Raw genomic sequence first — 17,850 nt, forward strand, 5'->3', positions numbered from 1 at the left:
CGGGAAGGTGTGCCGGGTCGCGGTGTTCGGTGCGGTGCAGCGCAAGGCGGAGGGCCACGGCTCGTACTGGACGTACCGCCGTGGCCCGACAACGCGGCGAGGTGCCGTGCCGGGCGCCGCGACCCGGTGGACCTTCCCGGTCACAGCACTAGCGCTCCCTCCACCACGGGTCGCAGCGGTTTTCCGACCCCTGCCGCCGGACCGGTCACAGCGCGGAGCGCACTGCCCGGATCAGGGCCTGGGCCCGGGGGTCGGCGGTGACCGACTTGGCCAGGGCGTTCGTGACGTAGCCGAAGCCGATGCCGGCCTCCGGGTCCGCGAAGGCCAGGGAGCCGCCGCGGCCCGGGTGGCCGAAGGAGGCCGGGGACAGCAGCGGGGACGCCGGGCCGTGCAGCATGTAGCCCGGGCCGAAGCGGGTGTTGACCACCAGGACGCGGTCCGGTCCGGCGGAGAGCTCGCGGCCGGCCAGGGCGGTGGTCTGCGGCGCGAACAGCCGCGCGCCGTCCTGCGTGTCGGAGAGCAGCGCCGCGTAGAGGCCCGCCAGGGCGCGCGCCGTGCCGATGCCCGCCGAGGCGGGCAGCTCGGCCGCGCGGTACTCGGGGGCGTTCTCGTCCGGCAGCGGATCGATCGCCGCGAAAGCCCGCCGGGTCAGGGAGGCGGGGTCGGCGTAGGCCTCCGATACGTTCCTGCGCGGGCGCAGCCGCACCGCTCCCGCCGACTCCGGCGGCTCCACCGGCGCGACCCTGCCCACCCGCGCGGTCACCGCCTCCGGCAGGCCGATCCAGAAGTCCAGCCCCAGCGGTCCGGTCACCTCACGCGCCAGCCACCGCCCCAACGACTCCCCCGTCACCCGCAGCACCAGTTCCGACAGCAGCCAGCTGTACGTCTGCGCGTGGTAGCCGTGCGCGCTGCCCGGCTCCCAGAAGGCCCGCTGCCCGGCGACCGCGAGCGCGCCCGACCGGCCGTCCACCGCCTGCGCCGGGGTCAGCCCGCGGTCCAGCGCCGGCACGCCGGCCCGGTGCGCGAGCAGGTCCCGCACAAGCGCCCGCTCCTTGCCGCCCGCCTTGAACTCGGGCCAGTACGAGGCCACCGGCGCGTCCAGGTCCAGCAGTCCGCGCTCGTGCAGCAGCAGCGGCACCACCGCCGCGACGCCCTTGGTGGCCGACCGCACCACCTGCGCGGTGCCGGCGGTCCAGGGTTGCGCGCCGCCGTCGTGGGGCGCGGGGGCGGCGGGGGCGGCCGGGTCCGCGTCCTTCGTGCCGGCCCACAGGTCCACGACCCGCCGGCCGTCGCGGTAGACGGCCACGGCCGCGCCCCGGTCGCCGAGCACCTCGAAGTTGCGTGCGAAAGCCTCGCGGACGGCCTCGTAACCCTCCGCCACCTCACCCTGAATGTTCACGTGCGCTGAAACAACCGGCGATCCGTGCTTATGCCACGGCTGTGCCCAGTGCTGTGGCCGGTACGGACCTCGGATCGAAGCCGAAGGGCAGCTCCAGGCGGTGCGCCCGCATCAGCTCCTCGTCGCACAGCACCTCCTGCGTGCGCCCGTCCGCCACGATGGTCCCCTCGCTGAGGATCACCGCGCGCGGGCAGAGCTCCAGCGCGTACGGCAGGTCGTGCGTGACCATCAGCACCGTGACGTCCAGCGAGCGCAGGATGTCCGCGAGCTCCCGCCGCGACGCCGGGTCCAGGTTGGAGGACGGCTCGTCGAGCACCAGGATGTCGGGGCGCATGGCCAGTACGGTCGCCACCGCGACCCGGCGGCGCTGCCCGAAGGACAGGTGGTGCGGGGGCCGGTCCGCGAAGGCGGTCATCCCGACCTGGTCCAGGGCCTCCCGTACCCGCGCCTCCAGCTCGGGGCCGCGCATTCCGGCGGCGGCCGGGCCGAAGGCCACGTCCTCCCGCACGGTCGGCATGAACAGCTGGTCGTCGGGGTCCTGGAAGACGATGCCGACCCGGCGCCGGACCTCGGCGAGGTTGCGCTTCTCGACGGGCAGCCCGGCCACGGTCACCTTGCCGACGCCGCCACCGAGGATCCCGTTGAGGTGCAGGACCAGGGTGGTCTTGCCGGCGCCGTTGGGGCCCAGCAGGGCCACGCGCTCGCCCCGCCCGACCGTCAGGTCGACGCCGAAGAGGGCCTGGTGGCCGTCGGGGTAGGCGTAGGCGAGGCCCGTGACGTCGAGGGAGGGGGGAGGGGGTGCGGAGGGTGCGTTCACAAGGTCCAGCCCATCAGACAGACGGCGAGCGCCGTCACCGGGAGTACGGCCGCGTACGCCCACTGGGCGCGGGTGGCCGCTACGTCGTCGATCACCGGCATGGAGCCGGCGTAGCCGCGGCTGACCATCGCGAGGTAGACCCGCTCGCCGCGCTCGTAGGAGCGGATGAACAGGGCGCCCGCCGTCTTGGCGAGGACGCCCCAGTGCCGGATGCCGCGCGCCTCGAAGCCGCGGGAGCGGCGGGCGATGGACATGCGGCGCAGCTCGTCGGTGATCACGTCCCCGTACCGGATCATGAAGGAGGCGATCTGCACGAGCAGCGGCGGCAGCTTGAGCCGCTGCAGGCCCAGCAGCAGGGCCCGCAGTTCGGTGGTGGAGGCCAGGAGTACGGACGCGGCCACCCCGAGGGTGCCCTTGGCCAGGACGTTCCAGGCGCCCCACAGGCCGGAGACGCTGAGCGACACGCCGAGGAAGTCGACCCGCTCGCCCTGGGCCACGAAGGGCATCAGGACGGCGAAGGCGACGAAGGGAACCTCGATCAGCAGCCGGCGCAGCAGGAAGCCGGCCGGGATCCGGGCCACGGCCGCGGCCGCCGCGACGAGACCGGCGTAGAGGCCGAAGGCCCACACCGCTTCCCGTGGTGTCGACACGACGACCAGCACGAAGGCGAAGGTCGCGGCGAGTTTGCAGTGCGGCGGCAGGTCGTGGACCGGCGAGTGGCCGTGCCGGTAGAGCTTGTGGGCGTGGCCCGCGCCCATGTCAGGCGGCCGGCACGGCCGTGGAGGCGGCCGTGGGGTCGGCGTCGCGGCGGCGGCGGACGGTCCAGAAGACGCCGGTGCCGACGGCGATGGTCGCGCCGACGCCGATGACGCCGGCGAGGCCGCCGGAGAGACGGGCGTCGGAGACGTCCTTGACGCCGTAGTCGGCGAGCGGGGAGTCGGCGGTGGCGTGCTCGGTGACCTTCTGGTCGATGCCCTTGTCGGCGGCGACCTTCTCCAGGCCGTCGGGGCTGGCGGAGGCGTAGAAGGACACGAAGCCGGCGAGGGCCAGCGCGACGGCCAGGCCGGTGATCCACACGGGCTTGGTGGACCGGGCGGCGGTAGCGGCCGGGGCGGCGGCCACGGCCGCGGCCGGGGCGTCGACGAGTTCGCCGCCGACGCGCAGCTTCAGCGGGGCGGACAGGCCGCGGGCGCCGTGGACGAGGTCGGGGCGTACGGCGATCACGGCGCCGACGGTGGCGGCGGTGATGGCGGCTTCGCCGATGCCGATGAGGACGTGGACGCCGACCATGGCGCCGAAGACCTTGCCGAGCGCTACGTCGGTGGTGCCGCCGAGGGCGTAGAAGAGGGTGAAGGCGCCGGCGGCGGCGGGCACCGACAGCAGTGCTCCGGCGAAGGCGGCGACGGTCACCGAGCGGCGGCTGTCGGGCAGCAGCCCCACCAGCCCGCGGAAGACGGCGTAGGCGACGACCACGGTCACGACGCCCATGGTCACGACGTTGACGCCGAGTGCGGTCAGGCCGCCGTCGGCGAAGAGGACGCCCTGCATGAGCAGGACGACGGAGACGCAGAGCACGCCCGTGTAGGGGCCGACGAGGATCGCGGCGAGCGCGCCGCCCAGCAGGTGGCCGCTGGTGCCGGCCGCGACGGGGAAGTTCAGCATCTGGACGGCGAAGATGAAGGCGGCGACGAGTCCGGCGAGCGGCGCGGTGCGCTCGTCGAGCTCCCGGCGGGCGCCGCGGAGGCTGACCGCCACGGCTCCGGCGGCGGCGACACCTGCGGCGATGGAGACGGGGGCATCGATGAAGCCGTCGGGCACATGCATGGTTTTGCTCCGCTTCCTGCGGTCCGTTGAACCGGCAAATCTTTAACCGTTCAAGAATAGTGCCCAATTGCAAACGGTTGGCAAGAGCGTCTCCGCCCCAAATAGGTCCGTGCAGATACGGGGGAATGTGCGAGGCTGGGTGCAATGCGGACGCATTTGTTCCGATTTGAGGAGTCTTGTCGATGTCAGCCACCTCCGAGAATCCCTCCGCCCGCCCGACCGCCGGGGCCACCGGCACGGCGACCGCCACCGCGCCCGCGCCCGTCGTCGAGGAGCGGGTGCGCGCCCGCGTCATCACCGACGATCCGCTCTACCGGACCATCCCGGTCGCCCTGCGCTTCGTCCCCGCCGAGCCCCTCGCCGTCCGGATCGTCTTCCCGGCCGACCTCTCCCCCGAGGGCACGGACAACGAGTGGGTCTTTCCCCGCGCCCTCCTGGAGGCCGGCCTCCAGGCCCCGACCGGGACCGGCGACGTGCGCATCTGGCCCTGCGGACGCGTCCAGGCCATCGTCGAGTTCCACTCCCCCGAGGGCGTCGCGGTGGTCCAGTTCGACATCGCGGCACTGCGCCGCTTCCTGCGCCGGACGTACGCGCCCTCGCCCGCCGCCACCCGTTAGGCCCAGCCGGGCCCGTCGGAAAACAGGACCGGCCCCGCACCGATGAGGTGCGGGGCCGGTCCTCGTGCGCGGCGGGCGGATCAGCCCTGCGGCCGGGCGCGGGACGTCGGACGCGTGGCGCCCGCCGCCCGCCTGACGCCCGACGCCTGACCTCAGACCTTGACCAGCTCGCGGTCCTTGTCCGGGCCCTCGGAGCCGTCGGAGCCGTCGGCGGACTCGCCGAGGTGCTTGCGCAGGCTCTCGCCCTCCACGTCGACGTTGGGCAGGATCCGGTCCAGCCACTTCGGCAGCCACCAGGCCTTGTGGCCGAGCAGCGCGAGGACGGCCGGGACGATGGTCATCCGGACGACGAAGGCGTCGAAGAAGACGGCGATGGCCAGGCCGAAGCCGATCATCTTGATCATCTGCTCGGTGGCCCCCATGAAGCCCGCGAACACCGCGATCATGATGACGGCGGCGGCCACGACCACGCGGGCGCTGTACTGGAAGCCGGTCACGACGGCCTGGCCCGGCCGCTCGCCGTGGACGTACGCCTCACGCATGCGGGTGACCAGGAAGACCTCGTAGTCCATGGCCAGACCGAAGACGACGCCCACCATGAAGATCGGCATCATCGACATGATCGGGCCGGTCTGCTCCACCCCGAAGAGCGAGCCGAGCCAACCCCACTGGAAGACCGCGACGACGGCGCCGAGGGCGGCGACCACCGAGAGCAGGAAGCCGAGGGCCGCCTTGAGCGGGACCAGGACCGAGCGGAAGACGAGCATCAGGAGCAGGAAGGCGAGGCCGACGACGAGGGCCAGGTACGGCAGCAGCGCGTCGTTCATCTTCTGCGAGAAGTCGATGTTCATCGCGGTGGCGCCGGTGACGAGGACGTCGTCCCCGCTGCCCTCGCGGATCTCGTGGACCAGGCTCTCGGTCTGCTCGGAGGACGGGCGGTCCTTCGGGATGACCGTGATGACGGCGGCGTCGCCCTCCTTGTTGAGCGTCGGCGGAGTGACCGCGACCGCGCCCTCCAGGCCCTTGATCCGCTCGACCGTCTGGTCGGCGAGCGCCTTGTCGCCGTCCACGACGACCATCAGCGGGCCGTTGAAGCCGGGGCCGAAGCCATCGGACAGCAGGTCGTACGCCTGGCGCTGCGTGGTGGACACCGGCTGGGAGCCGTCGTCCGGCAGGCCCATCTCCAGCTTGCCCGCCGGGATCGCGACGGCACCGAGGCCGACGACCGCGACCAGCAGCACCACGACCGGGCGGCGCAGGATGAAGCGGGCCCAGCGGGTGCCGCCGTTGGCCTTGGGCTCGGCGCCCGGCTTGCCCTTGCCGAACAGCTTGGACTTCGTACCGGCGGGCAGCACCTTCTTGCCCGCGAAGCCGAGGATCGCGGGGACCAGCGTCAGGGCGACGAGGACGGCGATGACCACGGTGCCGGCTGCGGCGGCGCCCATCTTGGTGAGCATCGGGATGTTGACGACGGCCAGTCCCACGAGGGCGATGACCACGGTCAGACCGGCGAAGACCACGGCGGAGCCGGCGGTTCCGGCGGCCCGGCCCGCGGCTTCTTCGGGCTCGCGGCCCTCGGCGAGCTCCGAGCGGTAGCGGGAGACGATGAAGAGCGCGTAGTCGATGCCGACGGCGAGGCCGATCATCATCGCGAGGGTGGAGGTGGTGGAGCCGAGGTCCAGCACGTTGGCGAGCGCGGTGATGGAGGAGATGCCGATGCCGACGCCGATCAGCGCGGTCAGCAGCGGCAGTCCGGCGGCGATCAGCGAGCCGAAGGTGATGACGAGGACGACCGCGGCGATGGCGATGCCGATGATCTCGCCGGAGCCGGTCTCGGGGGTCGCCATCAGGGCGTCGCCGCCGATCTGGACGTTCAGGCCGGAGTCCTTGGCCTCGGTGCCTGCCTCCTTGAGGGCCTCGCGGGTCGGGTCCGTCAGCTCCATGGTGCTGACCTTGTACTTGACGCTGATGTAAGCGGTGGAGCCGTCCTGGCTCACCGCCTGCGCCTCGTAGGGGTTGGCGACCGAGGAGATCTGGTCCTTGCCGGGGCCCTCGTTCAGGTCGGTGACGATCTTCTCGACCTGCGGCTTGACGGCCGCGGAGTCGACCTTCTCACCGGCGGGAGCCTTGATCACGATGCGGGCGGTGGCGCCGTCGGCGGCCATCCCCGGGAAGCGCTGGTCGAGCAGGTCGAAGGCCTTCTGGGCCTCCGTGCCGGGTATGGAGAACGAGCCTGAGGTGGGTGCGGACGCCGAAGCGGCGCCGAAGCCGGCGAGGAACAGCAGCGCCACCCAGAGGAGGGCGACGAGTCGACGGCGCCGGAAGGCACCCCTGCCGAGTCGGTAAAGGAAGGTGGCCACGTCGGTGGTTCTCCCGTTCGGGTCGTGGGATGGAACAGGGCATGGAATGCCGGTCCGACGACGAGAGCGGCGTGTCAGGAGCAGCAGGAATCGAGCTCGGGCGCGGGGACGCCGTGGCGGAACGTGCGGGGACCGCGGGGACTGCGGGGACGTGGGGGATCAGACGCCGAGGGCGGGGAGTACCACGGCATCGATGAAGTCGCCGAGGAAGCGCCGGTCGACGGACCGGTCCTCGATCAGCGGGAGTGCGATGAACGTCCCGATGAGGACGTGCGGCACGAAGGCCAGGGCCGGACAGTCCGGGGCGATCTCACCCCGGTCCACCGCCCGCTGCAGCATCGCCTGCATACCGGTGATCTCCGGGTCGACCAGCAGGTCCCGCAGCGCCTTGTGGAGCTCGGGGCTCTCGTGGACCGCATGGGTCAGACCCCGCATCAGCGCGGTGTCCTTCGCCATCTGGGCGTCGTCGGAGTTCTCGATCATGACCGCGAAGTCCCCGCGCAGGCTGCCCGTGTCGATCTCCCGGAGGGAGACCGGCTGGGTGCAGCGCAGGGCCTTGGCCACCAGCTCGGGCTTGCTCCCCCACTGGCGGTAGAGGGTCGCCTTGCTGGACTTCGTACGGGCGGCGACCGCGTCCATGGTCAGCGCCTCGTAGCCGACCTCGCGCAGGAGGTCGAGGACCGCCCCGTGGAGTTCGGCCTCCCGCTCGGGGGTGATCCGGCTGCGGCGCGACATGACCTCTTCGACCATCACCACGTCTCCTCCCGATCTCGCCCATCCGAACGAAACTGTTTCGTACGCATCGACCATACCCCGCGCGTCCAGCGAAACGAAACCGTTCCGTTTCGATCCGGGAGTGGTGTCGGTCACCCGGTGAGCGCTCCGAAGCGCCCCCGCCGGCCCACCCGTGGATCACCTGTACGAGTTGCCAGGCCCCCTCCGCGCGGAAAGCATTGGGGGGTGAGCCACGACGCGGCGTACCTCCGGTTCCCCCATGTCCACGACGATGTGCTGTGCTTCGCCACCGAGGACGACCTCTGGGTCGCGCCCCTGGTCCCTCCCGGAGAGCCGGCGGGCCGTGCCTGGCGGATCACCGTCGACCGCACCCGGGTCGGCCACCCCCGCTTCTCCCCCGACGGCGAGCACATCGCCTTCACCACCTGGCGCAGCCTCGACCCCGAGATCCACCTGGCCCCCGTGGCGGGCGGCCCGGCCCGCCGCCTCACCTACTGGGGATCCACCGACACCCGGGTCTGCGGCTGGACCCCGCCCGACAAGGACGGCCGCAGCGACATCCTGGCCGTCTCCTCGCACGGCCAGCCGTTCTCCTACTTCTCCTGGGCCTACAGCCTCCCCACCGACGGCAGTCCCGGCGGCCGGCTCCCCTGGGGCCCCGTATCCGACATCGCCGTCCACGAGGACGCCCACGACGGGGAGGGCGCCGGCGAGCGGCGCACCCTGCTGCTGACCGGCAAGCCCCCGCACGAGCCCGCCGCGTGGAAGCGCTACCGCGGCGGCGCCACCGGCCGGCTGTGGCTGCACGGCGAGCGGTTGCTGGAGGGCATCGAGGGGCACCTGGACTCGCCGATGTTCGTGGACGGCCGGATCGCCTTCCTCTCCGACCACGAGGGCATCGGCAACCTCTACTCCTGCCTGCCCGACGGCACGGACCTGCGCCGGCACACCGACCACGAGGAGTTCTACGCCCGGCACGCCTCCAGCGACGGCCGCCGCGTCGTCTACCAGTGCGCCGGCGACATCTGGCTCGTCGACTCGCTGGCCGCGGACGCCTCCCCGCGCAAGCTGGAGGTCCGCCTCGGCGGCCCGCGCGCGGGCCGCCGCACCTACCAGGTTTCGGCCGCCAGCCACGTCGACTCCCTCTCCGTCGACGCCACCGGGCGGGCCAGCGCCGTCGTCGTACGCGGCAGCCTCTACTGGCTCACGCACCGCGACGGCCCCGCCCGCACCATCGCCGACACCCCGGGCGTACGGGTGCGGCTGCCCGAGATGCTCGGCAGCGGCGGGCAGGTGGCGTACGTGACGGACGCGGAGGGCGAGGACGCGGTCGAGATCGCCTACCTGCCCCGGGCCTCGGGGCACCGCGAGCCGCGCCGCCTCGCCTCGGGCAGCCTGGGCCGCGTACTGGAGCTGCTCTCCGATCCGGACGGGGAGCGGCTCGCGATCGCCTCCAACGACGGGCGGCTGCTGCTGATCGACGCCACCGAGGAGTCCAACGGGGAGGCGAGCGAGCTGATCCGGTCCGACAACGGCCCCGTCACCGACCTCGCGTTCTCCCCCGACGGCTGCTGGCTGACCTGGTCGCACCCGGGCATCGGGCGCTCGCTGCGGCAGATCAAGATGGCCCGGATCGCCGGACCCGGCGCGCGCACCGTCGTGGACGTCACGGGCGGGCGCTTCGAGGACGAGAATCCGGTCTTCACCCGGGACGGGCGCTATCTGGCCTTCCTGTCGTGGCGCGGTTTCGACCCGGTCTACGACGTGCACACCGGCGACCTGTCCTTCCCGCTGGGCTGCCGCCCCTACCTGGTGCCGCTCTCCTCGGCGACCCCCTCCCCCTTCGCCTTCTCCCCCGACGGGCGCCCCGCCGCGGGCGGACTCGACCCGGTCGAGGGGGACTCCGAGTCGGGCGACGGCGCGGTCACGGTCGAGGTGGAGGGGCTGGAGAGCCGGGTGACCCCCTTCCCCGTGTCGGCCTCCAAGTACTCGGCCCTGTACCCGGTGAGCGGCGGCGGGCTGGTGTGGCTGCGCTGGCCCATCTCGGGCGCGCTCGGGGAGACCTTCGCCAACCCGGCCGACGTCAGCGGCAAGCCGACGCTGGAGTACTTCGACCTCACCAAGGCCCGCAAGACGGAACTGGCCTCCGGGCTGGACTGGTTCTCGGTCAGCGGCGACGGCACGCGGCTCGTGGTCAACGAGGACGGCGATCTGCGCGCGGTCCCGGCGACCGAGTCGGGGGACAGCGACTCCACCGTCTACCTGGACCTGCGGCGCATCCTGCACGAGGTCGACCCGGCGGCCGAGTGGCGCCAGGCCTTCGAGGAGGCCGGGAGGCTCATCCGCGCCTACTTCTGGGAACCGGGGATGTGCGGCATCGACTGGGACGGGGTGCTGAGCCAGTACCGCTCCCTGGTCGAACGGGTCGCCTCCCCCGACGAGTTCGCCGACCTGCTGCGCGAGGTCCTCGGCGAGCTCGGCACCTCGCACGCCTACGTCTCGCCCGCCCGCCGCAACGAGGGCCCCCCGCACTACCAGCGGGCCATCGGCCTGCTCGGCGCCAACCTCTTCCCCCGCGACGGCGCCTGGGTCGTCGGCCGGATCCTGCCCGGCGAGTCCTCGGACTCGAAGGCCCGCTCCCCGCTGGCGGGCACCGGCATCCGCGAGGGCGCGGTCCTGACCCACGTCGACGGCCGGCCCGTGGACCCGGTCACCGGTCCGTACCCGCTTTTCGCGGCGGCCGGCGGCACCACCGTCGAGCTCACCTTCGAGCCCGCGGAGGGCCAGGGCCGCGCGCGCCGGGTCGCGATCGTGCCGCTGATCGACGAGCGGCCGCTGCGCTACCAGGACTGGGTGGCCAAGCGCCGCGCGGTCGTCCGGGAGGTCAGCGGCGGCCGGTGCGGCTACCTGCACATCCCCGACATGGGGGGCTCGGGCTGGGCGCAGTTCAACCGCGACCTGCGGGCGGAGATGTCGAAGCCCGCGGTGATCGTGGACGTACGCGGCAACGCGGGCGGCCACATCAGCGAGCTGGTGGTGGAGAAGCTGACCCGGTCGATCCTCGGCTGGGACCTGACCCGGGGCGCCCAGCCGGTCTCCTACGCCTCCAACGCGCCCCGGGGCCCGATCGTGGCGCTGGCCGACGAGGCGACCTCCTCCGACGGGGACATGATCACGGCGGCCATCAAGCTGCTGGGGCTCGGCCCGGTCGTCGGCCAGCGCACGTGGGGCGGGGTGGTCGGCATGACCGGCCGGCACACCCTGGGCGACGGCACGGTGATCACGGTGCCGATGAACGCGGCGTGGTTCCCCGAGTACGGCTGGTCCGTGGAGAACCACGGCGTGGAGCCCGACCTGCCGATCCTGCGCACCCCGCTCGACTGGGCGGAGGGACGGCACGCGCAGCTGGACGACGCCGTGGTCCTGGCGCTGGAGCTGCTGGAGCAGGACCCGGCGGCGGTGCCGCCCGGCTACACGGACGTACCGGACCTGCGGCGGCCGAAGCTGCCGCCGCGCGAGGCGCCACCGCGCGGATGACCGCCCGGGGCAAGCCGGAAGGGTGCGACCCGGGAACGGCGGGTCGCACCCCCACGGGCGGACGTTCCTCGCACCGAGGTCAGCGGCTCTGTGTGCGCTCCTGCTCGTCGGCCGCCCCGCCGGCCCCCACAAGCCCCTTGGAAACACCGGCCAGTCGCGGTTCGAACCGCTTCATCTCGCGCTGTCCGACCGTCGAGATGATCCCCGGCAGGTACCCGCGCACCCCCTGCATCCCGCGCAGCCACCACTGCGCGTACACGTGCGCCGAGCGCCGTTCGACCCCCGCCACGATCCGGTCGACGGCCGGCCCCAGCGGGTACGTCCGGTTCGACGGCCACGGCAGCCGCTGACGCAGCTCGCGCATGACCTCGTCCTGGTCGGCGCCGCGCACCATGTCGGTGTCGGTCCAGGACAGGTAGCCGACGCCGACCTTGACGCCCTTGTAGCCGACCTCGGCGCGCAGGCAGTGGGCGAAGGCCTCGACGCCGGACTTCGAGGCGCAGTACGCGCTCATCATCGGCGCCGGGGTGATCGCGGCGAGCGAGGCGATCTGCAGGAAGTAGCCGCGGCTCTCCGTCAGGACGGGCAGGAAGGCGCGGGCGGTGACGGCGCCGCCGATGAGGTTGACCTCGATGACCCGGCGCCAGGCGTCGGGGTCGGAGTCGGCGAAGGGACCGCCCGCCGCGACTCCCGCGTTGGCCACGACGATGTCGACCTTGCCGAAACGCTGCTTGACCTCCTGTGCGACCCGGGCCATGGCCTCGTGGTCGGTGACGTCGGCGTACCAGTGGTCGCTGTCGGTGTGCAGCCGCTCGGAGACCTCCTTGAGCGCCTCGGGCTCCAGGCCGACGAGGGCCACCTTCGCGCCGCGCGCGGACAGCTTGCGGGCGAGCAGCTCCCCGACCCCGCGGGCGGCGCCCGTGACGACGGCGACCTGTCCTTCCAGACTCCTGCGAGCACTCACGGCGTCTTCTCCTTCGCGGGCCGGCTGACACTGGGTTGATCGGCACTGGGCTGATCGGCGCCGGGCTGGTTGAGGCCGGGCTGGTTGAGGCCGGGCTGGTTGAGGCCGGGCTGGTTGAGGCCGGGCTGGTTGAGGAACTGCGCGACGAGGTCGCGCACGGTTCCGGTGACGGCTTCGGGGGCCTCGATCGGGGTCATGTGCCCCATCCCGGTCAGTTCGGTGAGCCCCACGCAGTTCGTCAGCGCGGCGGCCAGCGCCCGGGCGTGCACGATCGGCGTCAGCCGGTCGCTCTTGCCGCCGATGACGGCGGTGGGCACGGTGAGCGAGCCCAGTGCGGCGTCGAGGTCCAGCCCGGCGAGCACCGCCGACCACGCGTGGCGCACCCCCGTGGGGCAGGAGTGGACGATCCGGGCACAGGCCTCGACCTTGTCGGGCGCCGAGCCCGGGCCCATCGTCGCGTACTTCAGCACGGCCTTCGCGAGGGGTGTGACGGGCCCGAGCGGGGCCCGGGATCCCAGGACCGCGCCGGTGATACGGGTCCTCGCGCGTCCGGGGCGGATCGGCAGGACCAGTGCCTCCTCGACCAGCCGGCCACTGCCCGTGCTGCACAGCACCGCGGCCGCGACGTGTTCGGCGAACTCCGGCCGGCCGGCCGCGGCCATGATCGTCATCCCGCCCATGGAGTGCCCGGCGACGACGGCCCTCTCACCGGGCGCGAGGGTGGCCCCCAGGACGGCGGTCAGGTCGTCGGCGAGCGCGGTGGTGCTGTAGCCGAGGGCGGCGGGGCTGCGCCCGTGGCCGCGCTGGTCGTAGGCGATGACCCGGTGACCGGCGGCCAGGGCCCGTATCTGCGCGGCCCAGAAGGCGGTGGAACACGTCCAGCCGTGCGCGAGCACGACCGCCGGGGCCCCCTCCTCACCGTGCACCTCGACGTGCAGGCGGGAGCCGTCGGCGGAGGTGGCGACCAGCTCGCGGCGGGCGGCCGGCGGGGCGTAGGGGCCCGCGGTGACGTGCGTCAGGCGGCTCACGCGGCGCTCTCCTCGGAGGAGGCGGACGATTCGGCGGAGGCGGCCGGCTCGGCGGAGGCGGCCGGCCGGGCTGTTGCGGCCGGCTGCGCGGCGCCCTTCGCCGGTGTCCCGGCGCCCGCCGCGACCCGCTCGCGCTCCCGGTGGCGCACGACCTCGTACTCGCCCAGGTCCACGCTCCGGGTCTCCTTGCGGAACTCCCCGGTGGTGCCCGGCCAGACGGTGGTGTTGCGGCCCTGCGCGTCCAGGTACCAGCTGGTGCAGCCGCCGGTGTTCCAGACGGTGCGCTCCATCCGCGTCTGGACGTTCCGGTTCCACGCGTTGACGGCCGACGGCCTGGCGGCGAGCGCGACCCGGCCGCCCGGACCGCTTCCACCGAGGAGGGCCAGCTGCCGCATGTAGTCGGCCATGTAGTTCAGCTGCGATTCGATCATCAGGATCATCGAACTGTTCCCGAGCCCGGTGTTCGGCCCGATGATCGTCATCCAGTTCGGGAAGCCGGCCGCGGTGGCCCCGCGCAGGGACTGCATCCCGTCCTTCCACACGTCCGCGAGGGTCTTGCCCTCCACACCCACCACCCGGTCGGCGATCGGCATGTCCGTGACGTGGAAGCCGGTGCCGAAGACGATCGCGTCGACCTCGGTCTCGGTGCCGTCGGCGGCGACCAGGGCCGAGCCCCGGACCTCCTTCAGCCCGGAGGCGACCAGGTCCACGTTCGGCCGGGCGAGCGCCGGGTAGTACTCGCTGGAGAGCAGGATCCGCTTGCAGCCGATGCGGTAGGAGGGCGTCAGCTTGGCCCGCAGCGCCGGGTCCTTGATCGAGCGCCCCATGTTGGCCTTGGCGAGCGACTCGATCAGCCCGAGCTGGTTCGGCCGCTTGGTGAAGGCGCTGACCTGGAGCTCGCGGATCCCCCACAGCAGCCCGCGGCGCGCCGCCCGGGTGAAGGGCAGCTGGCGGTGGAGCCAGCGCTCCACTGAGGAGATCGCCCGGTCGGTGCGCGGCATGACCCACGGCGGGGTGCGCTGGAAGAGCGTCAGTCGCTCCACCGCGGGGGCGATGGCGGGCACGATCTGGATGGCGGACGCGCCGGTGCCGATCATGGCGACGCGCTTGCCGCGCAGGTCGTAGTCGTGGTCCCAGCGGGCGGAGTGGAAGACCTTGCCGGGGAAGCCGGCGAGCCCGGGGATCTCGGGCATCTTCGGGTCGGACAGCGGCCCGGTGGCGGAGACGACCACGTCGGCGGTGAGCGAGCCGCCCGAGGTCTCGATGTCCCAGCGCAGCTCGTCCGCGTCCCAGCGCATCATCCGGACCTCGTGGCTCAGCCGGATGTGGCGGCGCAGGCCGAAGGCGTCGGCCACGTGCTCCAAGTACTCCCGGATGGCGGGTTGCCCGGAGAAGGTGCGCGGCCAGTCCGGATTCGGAGCGAAGGAGAAGGAGTAGAGGTGGGACGGCACGTCGCACGCGCACCCGGGGTAGTTGTTGTCGCGCCAGGTGCCGCCGACGGAGTCGGCGCGCTCCAGGACGACGAAGTCCGTGATCCCCTCGCGCCGCAACCGCACCGCGGCGCCCAGTCCGCCGAACCCGGAACCGATCACCGCCACTCGTACGTGCTCGCGCCCGTCCATGCCACCGCCCATGCCCGCCGCCTTCGGATGCCCAAGCTGCCAGCAATCACTGGCACAATCGGGAGAGTAGAGCAGCCCCGTACTCATGGGTAGGGGTCGCGCGAGGAAAGTTACTGCGGGTACGACGCCCTGACGCCACAGGGACACCGGGCGCCACGGGCCGGGCACCACCGCGACGACAGGGCCTAGGCTGCGCACGTGCCGGACGACGCGACGCAGGACGCAACCGAAACGACGGAAGCAAGGGACACAGTGCGCGAATACCGCACGGAGGAGCTGGCCCTGGCCGCCGGCATCCCCGTACGCACCCTGCGCTTCTACCGGGAGCGCAAGCTCCTGCCGCCGCCCCGCCGCGAGGGCCGCATCGCCTGGTACGACGACCACCACCTGGCCCGGCTCCGCACGATCGCCGCCCTGCTGGAACGCGGCCACACCCTCGGCGGGATAGCGGAGCTGACCGTCGCCTTCGAGAAGGGCCGTGACGTCGGCCAGCTCGGGGAGCTGCTCGGCATGGGCTGGTCCGAGGAGACCCCGGTCCGCCTGTCGCCCGAGGCGCTCGCCGACTACTTCGAGGGCGAGGTCACCCCGGAGAACCTCGCGGCCTCCCTCGACCTCGGCTACCTCGCCACCGACGGCGAGGAGATCGTCCACGTCAGCCGCCGGCTGCTGGACGTCTCCTCGGCACTGGTCCGCGAAGGCGTGCCCCTCTCGGCCGTCCTGGAGGCGGGCCGCCGGGTGCGCGAGCACGCGGACGCGCTGGCCGCGCTGTTCGCGGAGCTGATCTCCGCGCACATCGACGAGGAGGCGGTCCCGCGCCTGCGGCCGCTGGCCAAGAGCGTGGTCGAGGCCGAGCTCACGATGGCGATGGACCGCCTGCGCGCGCCGGAGTCCGGTCAGACCCCGAGCTCGTAGACCACGGTCACGGGCGCGTGGTCGGACCACCGCTCGGGGTGCGTCTCGGCCCGCTCCACGTAGGCCTTGACGGCCCTGGCGGCCAGCCCGGGCGTGGCGACCTGGAGGTCGATGCGCCAGCCCGCGTCGTTGTCGAAGGCCCGGCCTCGGTAGGACCACCAGGAGTACGGGCCCTCGGTCTCGGGATGCAGGCTGCGCACGACGTCCACGTACCCGGCGCTGTCGTACACCTGGCCGAGCCACTCGCGCTCCTCGGGCAGGAAGCCGGCGTTCTTCCGGTTGGTCTTCCAGTTCTTCAGGTCGGCCTCCCGGTGGCAGATGTTCCAGTCGCCGCACACGACGACCTCGCGCCCGTCGGCGGCGGCCCGCGCCCTGAGCTCCTTCAGGTAGGGGAGGAACTCCCCCATGAACCGGTACTTCTCGTCCTGCTTCTCGGTCCCCGCCTCCCCGGAGGGCAGGTAGAGGCTGGCGACGGTCACGCCGGGCAGGTCGGCCTCCAGGTACCGGCCGGAGCCGTCGAACTCGGAACTGCCGAACCCGACCCGCACCCGCTCCGGCTCCCGGCGCGTGTAGAGCGCGACCCCGGCCCGCCCCTTGGCGGCGGCCGGCGCGAACACGGTGTGCCACCCCTCGGGCTCCCGCACCTCCTGCGGGATCTGCCCCGCCTCGGCCCGCACTTCCTGCAGGCAGACGACGTCGGCGTCCGATCCGGCCAGCCACGGGGAGAACCCCTTCTTGGCGGCGGCGCGGATCCCATTCACATTCACGGAGGTCACGGAGAGCATCCCTGCACGATAGCCGGAGCGTTCCGTAGGCTGTTCGGATGTCTCAGGAGATCCAGCTCCGCGCCGTGTCGTACGACCACCCGGACGCGGTCAAGCTCAACGACCAAGTGCAGATCGAATACCAGGAGCGCTACGACGGCGAGGGCGATGTCACCTTCCTCGACCCCGCGATGTTCTCCCCGCCCAGCGGCCTCTACCTGCTCGCCTACGACGCTTCGGACGCGCCGATAGCCAGCGGCGGCTGGCGCGCGCAGGAGGCGAACGGCGAGGGCTACTCGGACGGCGACGCCGAGCTCAAGCGGATGTACGTCGTCCCGCACGCCCGGGGGCTCGGGCTCGCCCGCCGCATCCTCGCCGAGCTCGAAGCGGACGCCCGGGCGGCCGGTCGGCTGCGCATGGCCCTGGAGACGGGCGACCAGCAGCCGGAGGCCATCGCCCTGTACCTCTCCGCGGGCTACGCCCCGTCGGAGAAGTTCGGCCACTACCGCTTCCACGACTCCAGCCGCTGCATGACGAAGCCGCTGAGCCCCGCCTGAGGCCGTCCCGTCCCGGGGCCGCGAACGCCGCCGCGCCGCCCGGGGTTCCCCGGACGGCGCGGCGGCCTGTGTCGCTCGGACTGCGGTGGTCCCGCGGGGTCAGGACGTGAAGTACCCGGCCAGATCCGCGATCACCTGGGAACTGCCCCCGTGGTTGTAGAGGGTGACCCGGCCGTCGACGACCGGGACCACCACCAGGTTGGGGACCGTCTGCCCGGCCGTGAAGTTGAGGTTCGACACGTCGGGACGCGCGACCCCGTGCGGGTAGACCACCAGGTGGCTGTCGGCGGTGGGTGCGGTGACCGTGACGTTCAGCACGACCGCGGTGACCCCGGTGGCGGGCACGCCCTCGACGCCGGCCACCCGCACGCTGACCAGGTCGCCCTGGCCCACGGCTCCGGCGCGAGCGCCGATGCCCGCGCGGGTGTCCAGCAGCCTGACCGGCGCCCCCGAGGAGAAGGTCGATCCGGTGGCGGAGTAGTAGCCCGTCACATCGGCGATCAGGTCGACCGAGCCCGCGGAGTTGCGCAGGTCGACCTTCCCGTTGACGACCGGGACGACCACCAGGTTCGGGACGATCTGCCCGGGCGTGAAGTTCAGGTTCGACACGTTCGGGACGGGCTGCCCGTTCGGATAGACCGTCACGTGCCCGAAGTCCGTCGGGTACACAGCCGTCACGTTCATCACGACCGCCGTCACACCATTGGCCGGGAT

General features: G+C 72.8%; 14 protein-coding genes and 1 pseudogene. 4 read left to right on the forward strand and 11 right to left on the reverse strand.

All coding sequences use genetic code 11. The features are described from left to right. Positions 1-205: 205 nt before the first annotated feature. The 4 genes from ACFWBY_RS00610 to ACFWBY_RS00625 are packed head-to-tail and all read right to left on the reverse strand — an operon-like array spanning position 206 to position 4,040. The gene (locus tag ACFWBY_RS00610; protein ID WP_385334750.1) at positions 206-1,399 is read right to left on the reverse strand and encodes a serine hydrolase domain-containing protein; all 1,194 of its coding nucleotides are present in this window, start codon (positions 1,397-1,399) and stop codon (positions 206-208) included. Positions 1,400-1,427: 28 nt separating this feature from the next. Then, positions 1,428-2,216, reverse strand: a complete 789-nt coding sequence (locus ACFWBY_RS00615; RefSeq protein WP_385334752.1) for an energy-coupling factor ABC transporter ATP-binding protein — start codon at positions 2,214-2,216, stop codon at positions 1,428-1,430. After that, positions 2,213-2,974: a cobalt ECF transporter T component CbiQ gene (gene cbiQ / locus ACFWBY_RS00620; protein WP_385334754.1), complete on the reverse strand. Its 762-nt coding sequence runs from the start codon at positions 2,972-2,974 to the stop codon at positions 2,213-2,215. The genes ACFWBY_RS00615 and cbiQ overlap by 4 nt, the downstream gene beginning before the upstream one ends. A 1-nt stretch (position 2,975) precedes the next feature. Next, positions 2,976-4,040 (reverse strand): energy-coupling factor ABC transporter permease, encoded by a 1,065-nt coding sequence (locus ACFWBY_RS00625; protein WP_385334756.1) that lies wholly within the window; start codon positions 4,038-4,040, stop codon positions 2,976-2,978. A gap of 182 nt (positions 4,041-4,222) precedes the next feature. On the opposite strand from ACFWBY_RS00625, the gene ACFWBY_RS00630 reads away from it, so the two are divergent. Then, complete coding sequence (locus tag ACFWBY_RS00630; protein WP_385334758.1) at positions 4,223-4,657, forward strand: SsgA family sporulation/cell division regulator; 435 nt, start codon at positions 4,223-4,225, stop codon at positions 4,655-4,657. 152 nt (positions 4,658-4,809) lie between these two features. On the opposite strand, the gene ACFWBY_RS00635 is transcribed toward ACFWBY_RS00630, so the two are convergent. Then, positions 4,810-7,017, reverse strand: a complete 2,208-nt coding sequence (locus tag ACFWBY_RS00635; RefSeq protein ID WP_385334760.1) for an MMPL family transporter — start codon at positions 7,015-7,017, stop codon at positions 4,810-4,812. 159 nt (positions 7,018-7,176) lie between these two features. Next, positions 7,177-7,767 carry a TetR/AcrR family transcriptional regulator gene (locus ACFWBY_RS00640; RefSeq protein WP_385334828.1) on the reverse strand — a complete coding sequence of 197 codons (591 nt, stop codon included), beginning with the start codon at positions 7,765-7,767 and terminating at the stop codon, positions 7,177-7,179. A 210-nt stretch (positions 7,768-7,977) separates the two neighbouring features. Between ACFWBY_RS00640 and ACFWBY_RS00645 the strand changes: the two genes are divergently transcribed. Continuing rightward, positions 7,978-11,289, forward strand: a complete 3,312-nt coding sequence (locus ACFWBY_RS00645; protein ID WP_385334762.1) for a S41 family peptidase — start codon at positions 7,978-7,980, stop codon at positions 11,287-11,289. A gap of 79 nt (positions 11,290-11,368) precedes the next feature. On the opposite strand, the gene ACFWBY_RS00650 is transcribed toward ACFWBY_RS00645, so the two are convergent. From ACFWBY_RS00650 to ACFWBY_RS00660, 3 genes are read right to left on the reverse strand one after another with little or no spacing between them, the layout of a single operon-like run. Next, positions 11,369-12,253 carry an SDR family oxidoreductase gene (locus ACFWBY_RS00650; protein ID WP_385334764.1) on the reverse strand — a complete coding sequence of 295 codons (885 nt, stop codon included), beginning with the start codon at positions 12,251-12,253 and terminating at the stop codon, positions 11,369-11,371. Next, positions 12,250-13,281: an alpha/beta fold hydrolase gene (locus ACFWBY_RS00655; protein ID WP_385334766.1), complete on the reverse strand. Its 1,032-nt coding sequence runs from the start codon at positions 13,279-13,281 to the stop codon at positions 12,250-12,252. Before ACFWBY_RS00655 ends, ACFWBY_RS00650 begins: the two co-directional genes overlap by 4 nt. Then, positions 13,278-14,903 (reverse strand): flavin-containing monooxygenase, encoded by a 1,626-nt coding sequence (locus ACFWBY_RS00660; protein ID WP_385334831.1) that lies wholly within the window; start codon positions 14,901-14,903, stop codon positions 13,278-13,280. Before ACFWBY_RS00660 ends, ACFWBY_RS00655 begins: the two co-directional genes overlap by 4 nt. A 198-nt stretch (positions 14,904-15,101) precedes the next feature. Here ACFWBY_RS00660 and ACFWBY_RS00665 point away from each other — a divergent pair, with 198 nt between their 5' ends. Beyond that, positions 15,102-15,815 (forward strand): MerR family transcriptional regulator, encoded by a 714-nt coding sequence (locus ACFWBY_RS00665; protein ID WP_385334768.1) that lies wholly within the window; start codon positions 15,102-15,104, stop codon positions 15,813-15,815. On the opposite strand, the gene ACFWBY_RS00670 is transcribed toward ACFWBY_RS00665, so the two are convergent. Continuing rightward, positions 15,797-16,600 carry an exodeoxyribonuclease III gene (locus ACFWBY_RS00670; RefSeq protein ID WP_385334770.1) on the reverse strand — a complete coding sequence of 268 codons (804 nt, stop codon included), beginning with the start codon at positions 16,598-16,600 and terminating at the stop codon, positions 15,797-15,799. The genes ACFWBY_RS00665 and ACFWBY_RS00670 overlap by 19 nt on opposite strands. Before the next feature lie 38 nt (positions 16,601-16,638). On the opposite strand from ACFWBY_RS00670, the gene ACFWBY_RS00675 reads away from it, so the two are divergent. After that, the gene (locus ACFWBY_RS00675) at positions 16,639-17,136 is read left to right on the forward strand and encodes a GNAT family N-acetyltransferase (RefSeq protein WP_385334772.1); all 498 of its coding nucleotides are present in this window, start codon (positions 16,639-16,641) and stop codon (positions 17,134-17,136) included. Between the two features lie 99 nt (positions 17,137-17,235). On the opposite strand, the pseudogene ACFWBY_RS00680 reads toward ACFWBY_RS00675, so the two are convergent. Further along, a pseudogene (locus ACFWBY_RS00680) lies at positions 17,236-17,850 on the reverse strand (hypothetical protein); the annotation flags it as partial.

It is taken from the genome of Streptomyces sp. NPDC060049 (genome assembly GCF_042736715.1).
In the GTDB taxonomy this organism is placed as follows: domain Bacteria; phylum Actinomycetota; class Actinomycetes; order Streptomycetales; family Streptomycetaceae; genus Streptomyces.